This is a genomic window from Jatrophihabitans sp. GAS493 (assembly GCF_900230215.1).
Lineage (GTDB): Bacteria > Actinomycetota > Actinomycetes > Mycobacteriales > Jatrophihabitantaceae > MT45.
On record NZ_LT907982.1, the window covers coordinates 3,362,419 to 3,377,409 of the forward strand.

13 protein-coding genes are annotated in these 14,991 nt (G+C 66.8%); 2 read left to right on the forward strand and 11 right to left on the reverse strand.

Features of this window, described 5'->3' with window-relative positions:
• The first annotated feature begins 19 nt into the window (after positions 1-19).
• On the forward strand, positions 20-253 hold the full coding sequence (locus tag CPH63_RS15665) for a hypothetical protein (protein ID WP_096303793.1): 234 nt from the start codon (positions 20-22) through the stop codon (positions 251-253).
• A gap of 41 nt (positions 254-294) precedes the next feature.
• Here CPH63_RS15665 and moaA read toward each other — a convergent pair whose 3' ends face one another.
• Positions 295-1,332 carry a GTP 3',8-cyclase MoaA gene (gene moaA, locus CPH63_RS15670; RefSeq protein ID WP_096305189.1) on the reverse strand — a complete coding sequence of 346 codons (1,038 nt, stop codon included), beginning with the start codon at positions 1,330-1,332 and terminating at the stop codon, positions 295-297.
• Between the two features lie 20 nt (positions 1,333-1,352).
• On the reverse strand, positions 1,353-2,795 hold the full coding sequence (locus CPH63_RS15675) for an NlpC/P60 family protein (protein ID WP_096303794.1): 1,443 nt from the start codon (positions 2,793-2,795) through the stop codon (positions 1,353-1,355).
• A gap of 386 nt (positions 2,796-3,181) precedes the next feature.
• On the opposite strand from CPH63_RS15675, the gene acnA reads away from it, so the two are divergent.
• The gene (gene acnA, locus CPH63_RS15680) at positions 3,182-5,968 is read left to right on the forward strand and encodes an aconitate hydratase AcnA (protein ID WP_096303795.1); all 2,787 of its coding nucleotides are present in this window, start codon (positions 3,182-3,184) and stop codon (positions 5,966-5,968) included.
• A gap of 15 nt (positions 5,969-5,983) precedes the next feature.
• Here the strand turns inward: acnA and CPH63_RS15685 are convergent, their stop codons facing one another.
• The 9 genes from CPH63_RS15685 to sufD all read right to left on the reverse strand — a co-directional run bounded on the left by CPH63_RS15685 (position 5,984) and on the right by sufD (position 14,989).
• The gene (locus tag CPH63_RS15685) at positions 5,984-7,921 is read right to left on the reverse strand and encodes an ABC transporter ATP-binding protein (protein WP_096303796.1); all 1,938 of its coding nucleotides are present in this window, start codon (positions 7,919-7,921) and stop codon (positions 5,984-5,986) included.
• A 93-nt stretch (positions 7,922-8,014) separates the two neighbouring features.
• Positions 8,015-8,833 (reverse strand): enoyl-CoA hydratase/isomerase family protein, encoded by an 819-nt coding sequence (locus tag CPH63_RS15690; protein WP_096303797.1) that lies wholly within the window; start codon positions 8,831-8,833, stop codon positions 8,015-8,017.
• Positions 8,834-8,857: 24 nt separating this feature from the next.
• Entirely contained in the window at positions 8,858-10,471 is a 1,614-nt protein-coding gene (locus CPH63_RS15695) for an ABC-F family ATP-binding cassette domain-containing protein (protein WP_096303798.1), read from the reverse strand.
• A 92-nt stretch (positions 10,472-10,563) separates the two neighbouring features.
• Positions 10,564-10,914 carry a metal-sulfur cluster assembly factor gene (locus CPH63_RS15700; RefSeq protein ID WP_096303799.1) on the reverse strand — a complete coding sequence of 117 codons (351 nt, stop codon included), beginning with the start codon at positions 10,912-10,914 and terminating at the stop codon, positions 10,564-10,566.
• A gap of 11 nt (positions 10,915-10,925) precedes the next feature.
• Positions 10,926-11,411 carry a Fe-S cluster assembly sulfur transfer protein SufU gene (gene sufU / locus CPH63_RS15705; RefSeq protein WP_241895683.1) on the reverse strand — a complete coding sequence of 162 codons (486 nt, stop codon included), beginning with the start codon at positions 11,409-11,411 and terminating at the stop codon, positions 10,926-10,928.
• A complete protein-coding gene (locus CPH63_RS15710) occupies positions 11,411-12,661 on the reverse strand; it encodes a cysteine desulfurase (RefSeq protein ID WP_096303800.1) in 1,251 nt (416 codons plus the stop codon). Before CPH63_RS15710 ends, sufU begins: the two co-directional genes overlap by 1 nt.
• Positions 12,662-12,726: 65 nt before the next feature.
• Positions 12,727-13,479, reverse strand: coding sequence for a Fe-S cluster assembly ATPase SufC (gene sufC, locus CPH63_RS15715; protein ID WP_096303801.1), 753 nt, complete (start codon positions 13,477-13,479; stop codon positions 12,727-12,729).
• A gap of 5 nt (positions 13,480-13,484) precedes the next feature.
• Positions 13,485-13,796, reverse strand: a complete 312-nt coding sequence (locus tag CPH63_RS15720; RefSeq protein WP_197704379.1) for a bifunctional 3-phenylpropionate/cinnamic acid dioxygenase ferredoxin subunit — start codon at positions 13,794-13,796, stop codon at positions 13,485-13,487.
• Positions 13,793-14,989, reverse strand: coding sequence for a Fe-S cluster assembly protein SufD (sufD, locus tag CPH63_RS15725; RefSeq protein ID WP_096303802.1), 1,197 nt, complete (start codon positions 14,987-14,989; stop codon positions 13,793-13,795). The genes CPH63_RS15720 and sufD overlap by 4 nt, the downstream gene beginning before the upstream one ends.
• Positions 14,990-14,991 lie beyond the last annotated feature (2 nt).

The window sequence follows — 14,991 nt, forward strand, 5'->3', positions numbered from 1 at the left end:
GCCCGGTAAGTTGCCTTTCATGGGACCGTTTACAGCTGCCTCCTCAGCCGACTCATTGGAGGACCAACCGCGCTGTTCGGCCAAGGCGTGCGTCGCGGCGGCCGAGTTCCAGCTCCATTGGCGCAACCCCGGCATTCACTCGCAGGCGCGCACGAAGGTGTGGCTGGCCTGTTCCGATCATCGGGCGACGCTGGGTGAGTTCCTGAGCAGTCGGGGCTTCCTCATCGGCATCGAGCCCTACCCCGGCGCCTGATCAAACACCCCTTAGACGGTGTCCGGTCAGTAGCCGGCCGGTCAGCCGCCGATGGCCGACATCGGTCGTAGCGGCTGCTGGAAAGACCCGGATCCGATCCCATGGCCGGATTGCTTACCGGCGACGGCCACGGTGATGAGTTCGGTCAGCTCGGCCACAGACGCCCCAGCCCGCAGGGGTCCGCGGAGGTCGGTCTCGTCGCGGGCGAAGAGGCAGGTGCGCAGCTGACCGTCCGAGGTGAGGCGAAGCCGATCACAGTCGCGACAGAACGGACGGGTCACCGAGGCGATGATGCCGACGCGCGGCCGCTCGTGTCCGGCGGCGGCCCAGTGAGCTCGCCCGGGCCCGTCGAGGATCTCGAAATCCTCGGCCGGTGCCGAGCCGTCCGGGCCGTGCCCGATCGGCAGTAGCGAATAGGAGCGTCCGAGCAGTTCGAGGATCTCCTCGGCGCTCACCATCACTTCGCGGTTCCACGCCTGCTGCGCGTCCAATGGCATGTGCTCGATGAAGCGCAGACGGTAGCCCTGCCGTAGTGCCCAGTCGAGCAGGGCCGGCGCCTCGTCGAAGTTGCTCCCCCGCATCAGCACCGCGTTGATCTTCACCGGGGAGAGCCCCGCGGCCGCCGCCGCGGCGACGCCGGCCAGCACGTCAGCCAGTCGGTTGCGGCGAGTCAGGGCGAGGAAGCGCTCCGGCTGGAGGGTGTCGACCGAGACGTTGACCCGATCCAGGCCGGCCGCGACCAGCCCCTCGGCCTTGTCGACCAGGCCGACACCATTCGTGGTGAGCGACAGCTCCGGTCGCGGCGAGAACTGGGCCAGCCGGCTGACGATCTCGGCCAGCGTGCGGTGCAGCAGGGGCTCGCCGCCGGTGAGTCGGATACTGGTGACCCCGCAGCCAACGAAGACTCCGGCCAGCGTGACGATCTCGTCGTCGGTGAGCAGTTCGGCCCGCGGCAGCCAGTCCAGCCCCTCGGCCGGCATGCAGTAGGTGCAGCGCAACGAACACCGGTCAGTCAGCGAGATTCGAAGGTCCGTCGCCACCCGACCGAATCGATCGATCAGTACTGAATCGGCGGCCATCGTTCCAGAGTAGGCCACGGTTACGTCAGCGGGCGGGTTGCTCCGTAGTAGCCCGAGGAGACCTGACCAACCGGGGTGATCTGGATGACCTCACCGCTGTTGGGTGCCTGGATGACGTTGCCGTTGCCGATGTAGATGGCGACGTGGTGAATACCGGAGATGGCGCCATTGCTGCTCCAGAAGAGCAGATCACCGGGCATCAGCGAGCTGCGTGACGGGTGATAGCTGCCGGCGACGCTGTACTGCGACAGCGCGTAGTGCGGCATCGACAGGTAGGGCGCCCACCCGTAGAGGGCGAGCCCCGAGCAGTCGAAGCCGACGATGTGGCAGTCGTTCCAGGCGTCGCCCGACTCGCAGACACCGTAAGTCGGGCCGCGCCGGTTGCCGCCGGCCCAGGCGTACATATAGCCGAGGTACTGCATAGCCCGGGCGACCGCAGTGCGTCCCTTGGCCGCAGTCCAACCGCCGGTGCTGGGCGCGTTCGAGATACCGGAGCCCTGCAGCCCGAGATCCTGGCTGGAGGAGCCCGACGAGGAGCCGGACGCTCTGGCCGCGGCCCTTCGAGCGGCGGCCAGGCGATCAGCGGCCCGCTTGGCGGCCAGGGCCTGGGCGCGGGCCCTGGCCGCCGCCGCGGCCTTGGCGGCGGCGATGGCGCGCTGGCGGGCCTGATAGGCGTTGTAGGCGGCCCGCTGCCCGTTCAGGGTGGCGAGGTTGGCCTGCGCTGTGTTGAGTTGAGTCTGGGTAGTGGCCATGGTCGCGTTGAGCTGCGTCTGCTGCGTCTTGGCTGAAGCGAGTTTGGCGGCGGCCGCCTGCTGCGCCTGCTCGGCGTTGAGCTTGGCCGCCTTCTGCCGGTTCACCGCGGCTCGGGAGGCGGCATCGGCATTGGCCTGCTCGATGGTGGACTTGTTGAGGTTCGCGATGGCCTCGAGCTGGTGGCTGGCGGCGAAGCCGAGGTAGTCACCCCGCTGCAGGAGCTCACTCGGATCGGTCGCGGTGAGCAGTCCAGCCGCGGTGCCTCCGGTCGGTCCGCTCATATAGCTGGCCTGGACGAAGTTGGAGAAGTCGAGGTGGGCTTGGGCGACCTTCGCGTTGGCGGCGTCGACGGCGGCCCGGGCCGCGTCGGCGGCGTCCTGGGCGTCGGAGAGTTCTGAGATGGCCAGGGCGACCCGCTGCTCGGCCAGTTCCGACTCGCCGTTGAGGCGGTCGACCTGGGCCTGCATGGCGGCCAGCTGGCCGGAGAGCTGCCCGACCTGGGTGGCCAGTGCGGCCTTCTGCGCTGCGGCGTTCGCCAGCTGCTGATTGGTGGGGTTCGGAGGAGGCGTCGGGTTAGCTCCGGCCGGCGATACCGTGACGAAGGCCAGTGCGGACACCAGAGCGGCGACGACGATCACGATGACCGACTTGGTCGCGGTGCGACGGTGTGGCTGCTGACCACGGTTGTGCTTCTGAAGGGCGACGCGCACTTCGAAAATCTCCTCGATGTGACCCCGTTGTGGAACTAGTTGCAGCGCTAGTTGTAGAGATACGCGCCGTGTCACTCGCAATACTCGACGGGATTACCGGTCCTGTCTAACTGAGCGTGCTAGACCGGTAACTCGATCCTGGGATGGACGATCGAGGTATCGACTGCGGCCCGTGAGCGCCCCCGCGCCTGTGGACTTCGTAACACAACGCGTCCCACAATGCCATACCTGCCCCACCAGTGCCATTAGTCCCGCTAGAAACACGAGTCCCAAGGAAATGTATTTCCGACATTACGTGCATAGAGGACGGAGGGGTGTCTCGTTGACCCTCCCCCAGCGGTGATATCTTGACGTCGAGACAATTTTTCCTGCGCGAGGAGCCCGCCGTGCCCAGTGATAGCAAAAACAGCTTCGGATCCCGTGACCAGCTCGTCGTCGGCGATCGGTCCTACGAGTATTTCCGCATCGACAAGGTGGCTGGTTCCGAGCACCTGCCATTCAGCCTGAAGGTGCTGCTGGAGAATCTGCTCCGCACCGAGGACGGCGCCAACATCACCGCCGCCCAGATCGAGTCGCTGGCCCAGTGGGACCCGAGCGCCGAACCCGACATCGAGATCCAGTTCAGCCCGGCCCGCGTCGTCATGCAGGACTTCACCGGCGTACCGGCGGTCGTGGACCTGGCCACCATGCGCGAAGCGGTCAAGGAGCTCGGCGGTGACCCGGCCAAGATCAACCCGCTCTCGCCGGCCGAGCTGGTCATCGACCACTCGGTGATCGCCGATCTCTTCGGCACGGCGAACGCCTTCGAACGCAACGTCGAGCTCGAGTACGAGCGCAACTTCGAGCGCTACCAGTTCCTGCGCTGGGGACAGACCGCCTTCAACGACTTCAAGGTGGTGCCCCCGGGCACCGGCATCGTGCACCAGGTGAACATCGAGTACCTGGCCCGCGTGATCTTCGACCGCCAGACCGCCGACGGCACGGTCGTCTACCCCGACACCGTCGTGGGCACCGACTCGCACACCACCATGGTGAACGGGCTCGGTGTGCTCGGCTGGGGTGTCGGCGGCATCGAAGCCGAGGCCGCGATGCTCGGCCAGCCGGTCAGCATGCTCATCCCGCGCGTCGTCGGCTTCAAGCTCACCGGCGAACTGCCGGAAGGAGCCACCGCGACCGACCTGGTGCTCATCATCACCGAGATGCTCCGCAAGCACGGGGTCGTCGGTAAGTTCGTCGAGTTCTACGGCGCCGGGGTCTCCGCCGTCCCGCTGGCCAACCGGGCCACCATCGGCAACATGAGCCCGGAGTACGGCTCCACCTGTGCGATCTTCCCGATCGATGAGGAGACCCTGAAGTACCTGCGGTTCACCGGACGTGACGAAGAGCAGACTGCACTCGTCGAGGCGTACGCGAAGGCCAACGGTCTCTGGCACGACCCGGAGCACGAGCCCAAGTTCAGCGAGAAGCTGGAGCTCGACCTCAGCACGATCACGCCCTCGCTGGCCGGTCCGAAACGCCCGCAGGACCGGGTTCCGCTCGACCTGGCCAGCTCGATGTTCCGCACGTCGCTGGCCGACTACGCCGAGGACTCCGTCCAGGATGCGATCGACGAGGCCGTCGCGGAGTCGTTCCCGGCCTCGGATTCACCGAGCACCACCGAGGGTGACCACCTGGTGCACCACGGCGGAGCTCCGGATCGGGTTGCCGGCCGCCCGTCGAACCCGACTACGGTGACGCTGGCCGATGGAACCTCCTTCGTGATCGACCACGGTGCCGTCGCGGTCGCCGCGATCACCTCCTGCACCAACACGTCGAACCCGTCCGTGATGATCGCGGCCGCACTGCTGGCCAAGAAGGCCGTGGAGCGGGGTCTGAGCCGCAAGCCGTGGGTGAAGACGACGCTCGCCCCCGGGTCGAAGGTCGTCATGAACTACTACGACCGGGCCGGTCTCACGCCCTACCTCGACAAGCTCGGCTTCAACCTCGTCGGCTACGGCTGCACCACCTGCATCGGCAACTCGGGTCCGCTGCTCGACGAGATCTCCGCGGCCATCAATGAGCAGGATCTGGCCGTGGTCAGCGTCCTCTCCGGCAACCGCAACTTCGAGGGCCGCATCAACCCGGACGTGAAGATGAATTACCTGGCCTCCCCGCCGCTGGTGGTCGCCTATGCCCTCGCCGGCTCGATGGACATCGACATCACCAAGGAATCGCTGGGCAACGACACCAACGGCGAGCCGGTCTACCTGCGCGACATCTGGCCGACCAACGACGAGATCGCAACGGTCGTCGAGGAGGCCATCGGCAGCGACATGTACACGACGAGCTACGCCGCGGTCTTCGCCGGCGACGAGCGTTGGCAGGGGCTGCCCACACCGGAGGGGAACACCTTCGAGTGGGACGCGAACTCCACCTATGTCCGCAAGCCCCCGTACTTCGACAACATGGCGGTCGAGCCGTCATCGGTGAGTGACATCAGTGGCGCCCGAGTGCTGGCCAAGCTCGGTGACTCGGTGACCACCGACCACATCTCACCGGCCAGTTCGATCAAGGTCGACTCACCGGCCGGCAAGTACCTCACCGAGCACGGCATCGATCGCAAGGACTTCAACTCCTACGGTTCGCGGCGCGGTAACCACGAGGTGATGATCCGCGGCACCTTCGCCAACATCCGGCTGCGCAACCAGTTGGCCGAGGGAACCGAGGGTGGTTTCACCCGCGACTTCACCCTGGCCGACGGACCGGTCAGCACGATCTACGACGCCTCGGTCAATTACGCCGCGGCAGGTATCCCGCTGGTCATCCTGGCCGGCAAGGAGTACGGCTCCGGCTCATCGCGGGACTGGGCGGCCAAGGGCACCGCGCTGCTCGGGGTACGGGCCGTCATCGCCGAGTCCTACGAGCGCATCCACCGCTCGAACCTGATCGGAATGGGTGTCCTCCCCCTCCAGTACGCCGATGGCGAGAGCGCGGCCACCCTGGGCCTGGACGGCACCGAGACCTTCTCCTTCACCGGCATCGAGGCCCTCAACGACGGCGGGATTCCCCGCACCGTGACGGTCACCGCCGGCGAGAAGACGTTCGAGGCGCGGGTACGGATCGACACCCCCGGCGAGGCGGACTACTACCGCCACGGCGGGATCATGCAGTACGTGCTGCGTTCGCTGCTCTAAGCCGAACGACGTTACTCAGGTGGCGGCGCGGATCTCATCGAGATCCGCGCCGTTCGCTGCTGCCGGGTCGTCCGGCCGGTCGCCGGTCGCGGCCTGCGTCTCGAACTGGGTGCGGTACAGCTCGCTGTAGAGACCACCCTGGGCCAGCAATTCACTGTGGGTTCCGGACTCGACGATCTCTCCGTGGTCGACCACCAGCACCTTGTCCGCGCCCTGCACGGTGGAGAGGCGGTGCGCGATCACCAATGAAGTGCGGCCGGTCAGCGCCTGATCCAACGCCCGCTGCACCGCTGCCTCACTGTCGCTGTCCAGGTGTGCCGTCGCCTCGTCGAGCACCACAATGGCCGGAGCCTTCAGAAGTACGCGCGCGATCGCCAGCCTCTGCTTCTCACCGCCCGATAGCCGGTAACCCCGGTCCCCGACCACGGTGTGCAGACCCTCCGGCAGCGCCCGGACGAGGTCGCCGATCTGTGCGCCTTCGATGGCCTCCCACAGCTGGGCGTCGGTGGCCAACGGCGCGGCATAGAGCAGGTTCCCACGAATCGTGTCGTGAAACATGTGCGCGTCCTGGCTGACCACGCCGACCCGATCGTGCAGGGACTGCTGCGTCACCGATCGCACGTCCTGGCCGCCGACCAGCACGGCCCCGGAGCGGGTGTCATAGATACGGGTCAGCAGTTGGCTGATCGTCGTCTTCCCGGCACCGGAGGGACCGACCAGTGCGACCATCTCCCCCGGCTCGGCCCGGAACGATATGCCCTTCAGCACCTCGGCGTTGGCGACGGTATCGAGTCGGGCGACATCCTCCAGCGAGGCCAGCGAGACCTCGGACGCGGTCGGGTAGGAGAAGCGGACCTCGACGAACTCCACGCTGCGAGCCTCGTCGGCCAACTCCACAGCATCCGGAGCATCGTCGATGAGCGGTTGCAGATCGAGCACCTCGAAGACCCGGTCGAAACTGACCAGCGCGCTCATGATGTCGACCCGGGCGTTGGAGAGGGCGGTCAGCGGACCGTAGAGCTGGCTCAGCAGCAACGCGAGCGTGACCACGGTGCCGGTCTCGAGTTCGCCGTTGAGGGCGTAGTACCCACCGAGTCCGTAGACGAGGGCCTGGGCCAAGGCCGCCACCAGAGTGAGGGCCACGAAGAAGGCCCGTGAATACATGGCCGATGTGACGCCGATGTCGCGCACCCGGGCCGCACGGCTGCTGAAGGAGAAGGCCTCCTCCGCCGGACGTCCGAAGAGCTTGACCAACAGCGCGCCGGCCACATTGAAGCGCTCGGTCATCGTCGAGTTCATCGACGCGTTCAGGTTGTAGGACTCGCGGGTGATCCCCTGCAGCCGGGACCCGATCCGCCGTGCCGGCAGCACGAAGACTGGCAAGAGGATGAGCGCCAGCACGGTGATCTGCCAGGAGAGGGTGAACATGACGGTCGCCGTCACAACCAGGCCGACAACGTTGGAGACCAGGCCGGAGAGGGTCGAGGTGAACGCCTGCTGGGCGCCGAGGACGTCGTTGTTCAGCCGGCTCACCAGAGCGCCGGTCTGGGTGCGGGTGAAGAAGGCCAGCGGCATTCGCTGGACGTGGGTGAAGACCTGCGTACGCAGGTCGTAGATCAGGCCCTCGCCGATCCGCGAGGAGTACCAGCGCTGCACGAAGGAGAGCGCGGCGTCGACCACCGCCAGCGCGGCGATCACGACCGCAATGCGGATCACCACACTCGCCTCACCGTGCCGGGTGATCTCGTTGATCACCTCTCCGGCCAGCACCGGGGTGGCGACGCCAATGATGGCATCGGCCACGATGACGAGCAGGAAGACGATCAGATCGGCCCGATACGGGCTGGCGAAGCGAAAGACCCGTCGCCAGGTGCCCTTCGGAAGTCCGCGCTCCAGCACCGATGCGTCCCGATTCATCGAGCGCATGGTGCGCATCATGTTCATGCCGTCCATCGGCCACTCACCTCTCGCGCGTCGAGCTGACCCAGCGGATTCCGACCAGCCGTCCGACCAGCCGACCAATCAGCCGACCGAGGCGCAGGCGGGCTAACCGCCGTGCTCGGCCAGCAGCGACGCCAGCTCACGGATTCGACGGTACTGCGCCTCGCGTTCGGCGATCTCCTGCTCGGTCTGGGTACGGTCGCCGGCACCGAGCAGCAATGCCTTGGTCTCGATCGCCGCGTCACGGTTGACCGCGAGGAGGGCCTGGACGGTCTGGGCCAGGGCCGACTCGACCTCCTCCGGCTGGACCAGAGTCGAGGCGAGGCCGATGCGCTCGGACTCCACAGCACCGACCCGCCGGCCGGTAAGGCAGATCTCGGCCGCCTTCGAGTATCCGACGAGCTCGACGAGGCGCTTCGTTCCGCCGAGGTCGGGAACCAGACCCAGCGTCGGTTCCGCCATCGTGAACTGGGCGTCGGTGACGACGATGCGCAGGTCGCAGGCCAGCGCGATCTGAAAGCCGGCGCCGATCGCGTGCCCCTGGACGATGGCGATGCTGACGATGTCCGGCCGGCTCAGCCAGCCGAAGGCGCTCTGGTAGCCGGCGATGGTGGCGCTCGCCTCCTCCGCCGTGGCGGCGGCCATCGTCAACAGACCGCCGGCGGAGTTGACGCCGGTCGGGCTGAACATGGAGCGATCCAGGCCAGCCGAAAAGGCCCGTCCCTCGGCGCGCAGCACCACGACGCGCACCGTCGCCGGGAGGTCACGGCTGACCTTGACCAGCCACTCCCACATCACCGGCAACTGAGAGTTGAGCCGCTCCGGACGGTTCAGGGTGATCGTCGCGACCGTCGCGTCCGCGTCGCTTTCGGTACCTGAGAGCGTGACTGAGAAGCCGGCTTCGGCCGGGAGTTCGAGCTGCATGTTGATCAAACTAGGCCATGCTGACTAGGCCAAGCTGACCAGGTCGGCGAGATCGGGGCTCCAGTTGTCCTCGACCCCGTCGGGTAGCAGGATGACCTTCTCCGGCGACAGCGCCTCCACCGCACCCTCGTCGTGAGTCACCAGCACGATCGCGCCGGCGTACGTGCGCAGCGCATCGAGCACCTGCTCCCGGCTCACCGGGTCCAGGTTGTTGGTCGGCTCGTCGAGCATCAGCACATTGGCCGCACTGGTGACCAGCATGGCCAGTGCGAGCCGCGTCTTCTCCCCGCCGGAGAGCACGCCGGCGGGCTTGCTGACATCGTCGCCGGTGAAGAGGAACGCCCCGAGAATCTTGCGCAGTTCGGTGTCGTTCAGCTCGGACGCCGAAGCCGAGGCGGCGGTGCGCATGTTCTCCAGGATGGTCCGATCGTGGTCGAGCGTCTCGTGCTCCTGCGCGTAGTAGCCCAACTTCAGGCCGTGCCCAGGCAGCACGTCGCCGGTGTCCGGCGCCTCGACCTTGGCCAGGATGCGCAGCAGCGTGGTCTTCCCGGCACCGTTGAGACCGAGGACCACGACTCGCGATCCGCGGTCGATCGCCAGGTCGACGTCGGTGAAGACTTCGAGCGAGCCGTAGGACTTCGACAGGCCGGCCGCGGTGAGCGGGGTGCGCCCGCAGGGTGAGGGGTCCGGAAACCGCAGCCGGGCCACCTTGTCGCTGACCCGCACTTCGTCGAGGCCGGCGGCGAGTTGGGCGGCGCGACGATCCATCTGGTGCGCCGCCTTGGCCTTCGTCGCCTTGGCCCGCATTTTGTCGGCTTGCGACTTAAGAGTCTCGATCTTACGTTCAGCGTTGGCCCGCTCGCGGTGACGGCGTCGCTCATCCGTCTCGCGCTGCTGCAGGTAGTTTTTCCAGCCGACGTTGTACATGTCCAGCTGGGAACGGTTGGCGTCGAGGTACCAGACCTTGTTCACCACCGACTCGAGGAGTTCGACGTCGTGGCTGATCAGGACCAGGCCGCCCTGATGGTTCTTGAGGAAATCGCGCAGCCAACCGATCGAGTCGGCGTCCAGGTGGTTCGTCGGCTCGTCCAACAGCATGGTGGTCGGCTCGCCCGAGTCGCCGAAGAGGATGCGGGCCAGCTCGACGCGCCGGCGCTGGCCGCCGGAGAGAGTGTCGAGGGTCTGCGAGAGCACCCGGTCGGCCAGACCCAGATGGGAGCAGATACGGGCGGCTTCGCTCTCGGCGGCGTAGCCGGAGAGGTCGGAGAAACGCTCCTCGAGATTTCCGTAGCGGCGAACCAGATTGGCGTCATCCGGCTTCTCGGCCATCGCTACCTGCAGTTTCGCGATGTCACGCAGGATCGTGTCCAGGCCGCGAGCCGAGAGCACCCGGTCGCGGGCCGTGACGTCCAGGTCGCCCGATCGTGGATCCTGCGGGAGGTAACCGACCGGGCCGCGGGTGACGATCTCACCGGCGTGCGAGACGGTCTCACCGGCGAGCACCTTCAGGCTGGTGGTCTTGCCGGCGCCATTGCGCCCGACCAGACCGATGCGGTCGCCAGGCTGGATTCGCAGGTTGGTGGGTTCGAGGAGAATACGGGCCCCAGCCCGTAGTTCAAGGCCGGAAGCAGTGATCATCAGGCCTCCAGTCTAACCGGGGCAGCGGCGGCCCTCCGACACGAAAGACGTGATTGTGACCAACCCCGGCAAGGGGTACAGCTGCGGCGTCCTCAGACGTTGAAGCCCAGCGCGCGCAGCTGCTCCCGTCCGTCCTCGGTGATCTTGTCCGGGCCCCACGGCGGCAGCCAGACCCAGTTGATCTTGAGCTCGGTCGCGAGGGGACGCGCTCCGCCGGTGACCGCCGCGTTGGACTGGTCTTCGATCACGTCGGTGAGCGGGCAGGCCGCCGAGGTGAGGGTCATGTCGAGCGTGACGATGGCGCCCTCCTCGGCCGGGTCGATGCGGACGTCGTAGATCAGTCCTAGATCCACCACATTGATGCCGAGTTCCGGGTCGACCACGTCACGCATGGCCTCCTCGACATCGTCGCGCGAGGGGAGGCTTACGGCTACGTTCGTCATGATTCTGGTCCTTATCTCGTGTGCTCGTGCGTGCTGGTCGCCTGCACTGGCGTGCTGGTTGCCTGCGCGACTGCACCCTTCATGGCCATCCATCCGAGCAGGGCACACTTCACCCGCGCCGGGTATTTGGAGACTCCCTCGAAGGCAACCGCGTCGTCGAGGGCGTCGGCGATCTCGTCGGTGATCTCGGCGTGGCCCTGTGACTTCATCAGGTCCAGGAAGAGCGAGTTGAGTTCCATCGCGTCGGCGATCGGCTTCCCGACCACCAGATCGGTCATCACGGAGGTCGAGGCCTGACTGATCGAACAACCCTCGCCGACCCAACCGAGCTCGCTGATCGCGCCGTCGGTGACCTTGACCCGCATCGTCACCTCGTCGCCGCAGGTCGGGTTGACGTGATGCACCTCGGCGTCGAAGTCCTCCGGCAGACCGCGGTGGTGCGGGTTCTTGTAGTGGTCGATGATGATCTGCTGATACAGCGAATCCATGGTCGTCATCAGAAAATCTCCTTGACCTTCTCGATGCCCCGCACGAGCGCGTCGATCTCGTCGGTGCTGGTGTACACACCGAATGACGCTCGCGTGGTCGCAGGTATTCCGTACCGCACGCACACCGGTCGCGCGCAGTGATGCCCGGCCCGCACCGCGATGCCGTGCTCGTCCAACAGCTGCGCGACGTCATGCGGATGAATGCCCGCGAGCGTGAAGGAGATCGTCGCTCCACGATCGAACGGCTCAGCCGGGCCGATGATGCGCAGGCCGTCGACGCTCTGCAGACCCTTCAGCGCGTACGCGGTGATCTCCTCTTCGTGGACCTGAATGTTCTGCATGCCCAGGCTGCTGACGTAATCGATGGCGGCACCGAGCCCGACGGCCTGGGCGATCGGCGGCGTGCCGGCTTCGAAGCGATGCGGCGGCGCGGCAAACGTGGTGCCGGACATCGACACCGTCTCGATCATCTCGCCGCCGCCGAGGAATGGCGGCAACGCAGCGAGCAGGTCGTAGCGGCCCCAGAGCACACCGATGCCGGTCGGCCCATAGAGCTTGTGACCGGTAAAGGCGACGAAGTCGGTGCCGAGCGCCTGAACATCCAACGGCCGGTGCGGGGCCGACTGGGCGGCATCGAGGATGGTCAACGCACCGACGGCCTTGGCCCGGTCCACGATGCGGGCGACCGGGTTCACCGTGCCCAAGGCGTTCGACTGATGAACGAAGGAGACGACCTTGGTGCGCTCGTTGATCACCTCGTCTATCGCGCCATCGACCAGGCGGCCCTCGTCGTCGATCGGGATGTAGCGGAACGTGGCGCCGGTGCGCTGGGCCAGCAGCTGCCAGGGCACCAGGTTGCTGTGGTGCTCCATCTCGGTGACAACTATCTCGTCGCCCGGGCCGAGGCGGAACCGCTCGGCCCCGGGGGTGGTCGAGGCGTTGGAGAAGGAGTACGCGAGCAGGTTCAGCGACTCGGAGATGTTCTTGCCGAAGACGATCTCCTCGCGCGAGGGCGCGTTGATGAACGCCGCGACCTTGTCCCGTGCCCCCTCGAAGGCGTTCGTCGCCTCGGAGCCGAGGGTGTGCACCGCACGCGCCACATTGGAGTTGTGACGGGCGTAGAAGTCGGTAAGCGCGTCGAGCACGACCTGCGGCTTCTGCGAGGTGTTGGCGCTGTCCAGGTACACCAGCGGCACGCCGTGAACCTCGCGGCTCAGGATCGGGAAGTCCTTGCGGACCGCCTCCACATCGATGCTCATTCGCACTCCATCCAACTCGTACTGGCCGCCAATCGCTCGGCGCCCGGTTCAGCCCTTACGCGCGGTTAGGCCTTGGCCGTCTCGTTGACTCCGAAGCGGGCATAGCCTTCGTTCTCCAGCCGCGTCGCGAGCTCCGCACCGCCGGACTCGACGATGCGACCGTCGAAGAAGACGTGCACGAAGTCGGGCTCGATGTAGCGCAGGATTCGCGTGTAGTGGGTGATCAGTAGCGTTCCGATGCCGGTTTCGCGGACCCGGTTCACGCCCTCGCTGACGCTGCGCAGGGCGTCGACGTCCAGGCCGGAGTCGGTCTCGTCGAGGATGGCGATCTTCGGCTTGAGCAGCGCCATCTGCAGGATTTCGTGGCGCTTCTTCTCGCCGCCGGAGAATCCCTCGTTGACGTTGCGCTCGGCGAAGGACTTGTCCATCTCGAGGTCGGTCATCGCGGTGTTGACCTCCTTGACCCAGGTGCGCAGCTTCGGCGCCTCGCCGCGGACCGCGGTGGCCGCGGTGCGCAGGAAGTTGGAGACCGAGACTCCCGGCACCTCGACCGGATACTGCATGGCCAGGAAGAGTCCGGCCCGGGCCCGCGCGTCGACACTCATCGCGAGCACGTCCTCACCATCGAGGAGCACCTGCCCGGAGGTCACTGTGTACTTCGGGTGGCCGGCGATCGAGTAGGCCAGCGTGGACTTTCCTGAGCCGTTCGGCCCCATGATCGCGTGCGTCTCGCCGGACGAGACGGTCAGATCGACGCCCCGCAGAATCGGGGTGTCCTCGACGGCGACGTGGAGGTCGCGGATCTCAAGTGTGCTCATTACCTTTAGTTCTCCAACTCGATGTAGACATGTCCGTCAGTGACGGTGACTGCGTAGGTGGGCACCGGTGCCGTCGCGGGTGGGCCCAGCGGCTTTCCGCTGCGAAGGTCGAAACGGGATCCGTGGAGGTCGCACTCGATCGTGCAGCCCTTCACTCCCCCGTCCGACAAGGGGAAGTCCGCGTGCGAACAGACGTCCTCAATGGCGAAGAACTCGTCGGCGACCTGCACGATCGCCACGTCGACCTCGGCCAGTTCGACTCGAAGCGCCTCGCCCGGGGTGAGCTCGTCGACCGAGCAGACCTTGACCAGGGTCACTGCTGGGTCCCTGACGTACCGCCAAGTCCGAGCCGATCTTCGATGCTCGACATGAGGCTCTCCTGCAGCTCGTCGACACCGAGGCGATCCACGATGTCGGCGAAGAAGCCGCGCACGACCAGGCGTCGCGCCTCGGCCTCGGGAATCCCGCGGGCCTGTAAGTAGAACAGCTGTAGGTCGTCGAAGCGGCCGGTGGCGCTCGCGTGCCCAGCGCCGGTGATCTCGCCGGTCTCGATCTCCAGGTTCGGGACCGAGTCGGCCCGGGCGCCGTCGGTGAGCACCAGGTTCCGGTTCAGCTCGAATGTCTCGGTGCCGGTTGCCGCCGGACGGATCCGCACGTCGCCGATCCAGACGGTGCGGGCGCTCGCACCCTGCAGCGCGTTCTTGTAGAGCACGTTGGAGACGCAGTCGGGTGTGCTGTGGTCGATGTACAGCCGGGCCTCGTGGTGCTGACCGCTGCCGGCGAAGGCCAGTCCGCGCAGCTCGGCGCTGCCGCCGGGTGCGGTGTACCGCACCGTCGGGGCCACTCGCACCACACGACCGCCGAGGCTGATCACACTGTGCGAGAGAGTCGAATCGCGACCCAGCAGCGCGCTGTGCGCAGCGAGGTGCACGGCCGAGGCGTCGTTGTTGTGCACGCTGATGAAGGAGAGCTTGGCTCCGTCACCGACGATCAGCTCGACGTTCTCGGCGATCGATCCGGCACCGCTGTAGTTGACGACGACGGTGGCCCGGGCGAACGCCCCGACCTCGACGACCAGATGCGCGTAAGTCGTTCCGGCCGGCGTGCGGGCGTCGATGACGACCGGCTCGTCGACCTCGGTGCTGGCCGGGACGACCACCACGAATGCCTGGGCGCTGTGGTTGAAGGCCAGCGCGCTGACCCGGTCGGCCGGCTGCAGAGCCCGTCCGACCCGGGGGTCGGACATCGGCTCTGCGCCGTGACGGACGGCCGGGTCGGCCACGACGGTCGCCTCGATCGCCGTGCTCGCCGTGATCGGGTTGAAGAACTCGCGCACCACCCGGATGGGTGTGAAGCGCCACTCCTCTTCCCGCCCGGTGGGGACGGCGAAATCGTCGGCGTTGCGCGAGGTGAAGCGCTCCGGCGGGCTGCCGGTCATCCCGCCGTGGGAGTGACTGCCGACCAGCTGGGGGCCGGTCGTCGCTGCTACTGCTGTGTCGGTCGCTGACATTG

Coding starts and splice junctions, on each gene's coding strand:
- sufC (WP_096303801.1), bottom strand. CDS start 13,479: ATGAGCACACTTGAGATCCGCGACCTCCACGTCGCCGTCGAGGACACC.
- CPH63_RS15700 (WP_096303799.1), bottom strand. CDS start 10,914: ATGACGAACGTAGCCGTAAGCCTCCCCTCGCGCGACGATGTCGAGGAG.
- CPH63_RS15665 (WP_096303793.1), top strand. CDS start 20: ATGGGACCGTTTACAGCTGCCTCCTCAGCCGACTCATTGGAGGACCAA.
- CPH63_RS15690 (WP_096303797.1), bottom strand. CDS start 8,833: ATGCAGCTCGAACTCCCGGCCGAAGCCGGCTTCTCAGTCACGCTCTCA.
- CPH63_RS15695 (WP_096303798.1), bottom strand. CDS start 10,471: ATGATCACTGCTTCCGGCCTTGAACTACGGGCTGGGGCCCGTATTCTC.
- sufD (WP_096303802.1), bottom strand. CDS start 14,989: ATGTCAGCGACCGACACAGCAGTAGCAGCGACGACCGGCCCCCAGCTG.
- CPH63_RS15710 (WP_096303800.1), bottom strand. CDS start 12,661: ATGAGCATCGATGTGGAGGCGGTCCGCAAGGACTTCCCGATCCTGAGC.
- sufU (WP_241895683.1), bottom strand. CDS start 11,411: ATGACGACCATGGATTCGCTGTATCAGCAGATCATCATCGACCACTAC.
- moaA (WP_096305189.1), bottom strand. CDS start 1,332: ATGGCCGCCGATTCAGTACTGATCGATCGATTCGGTCGGGTGGCGACG.
- CPH63_RS15685 (WP_096303796.1), bottom strand. CDS start 7,921: ATGGACGGCATGAACATGATGCGCACCATGCGCTCGATGAATCGGGAC.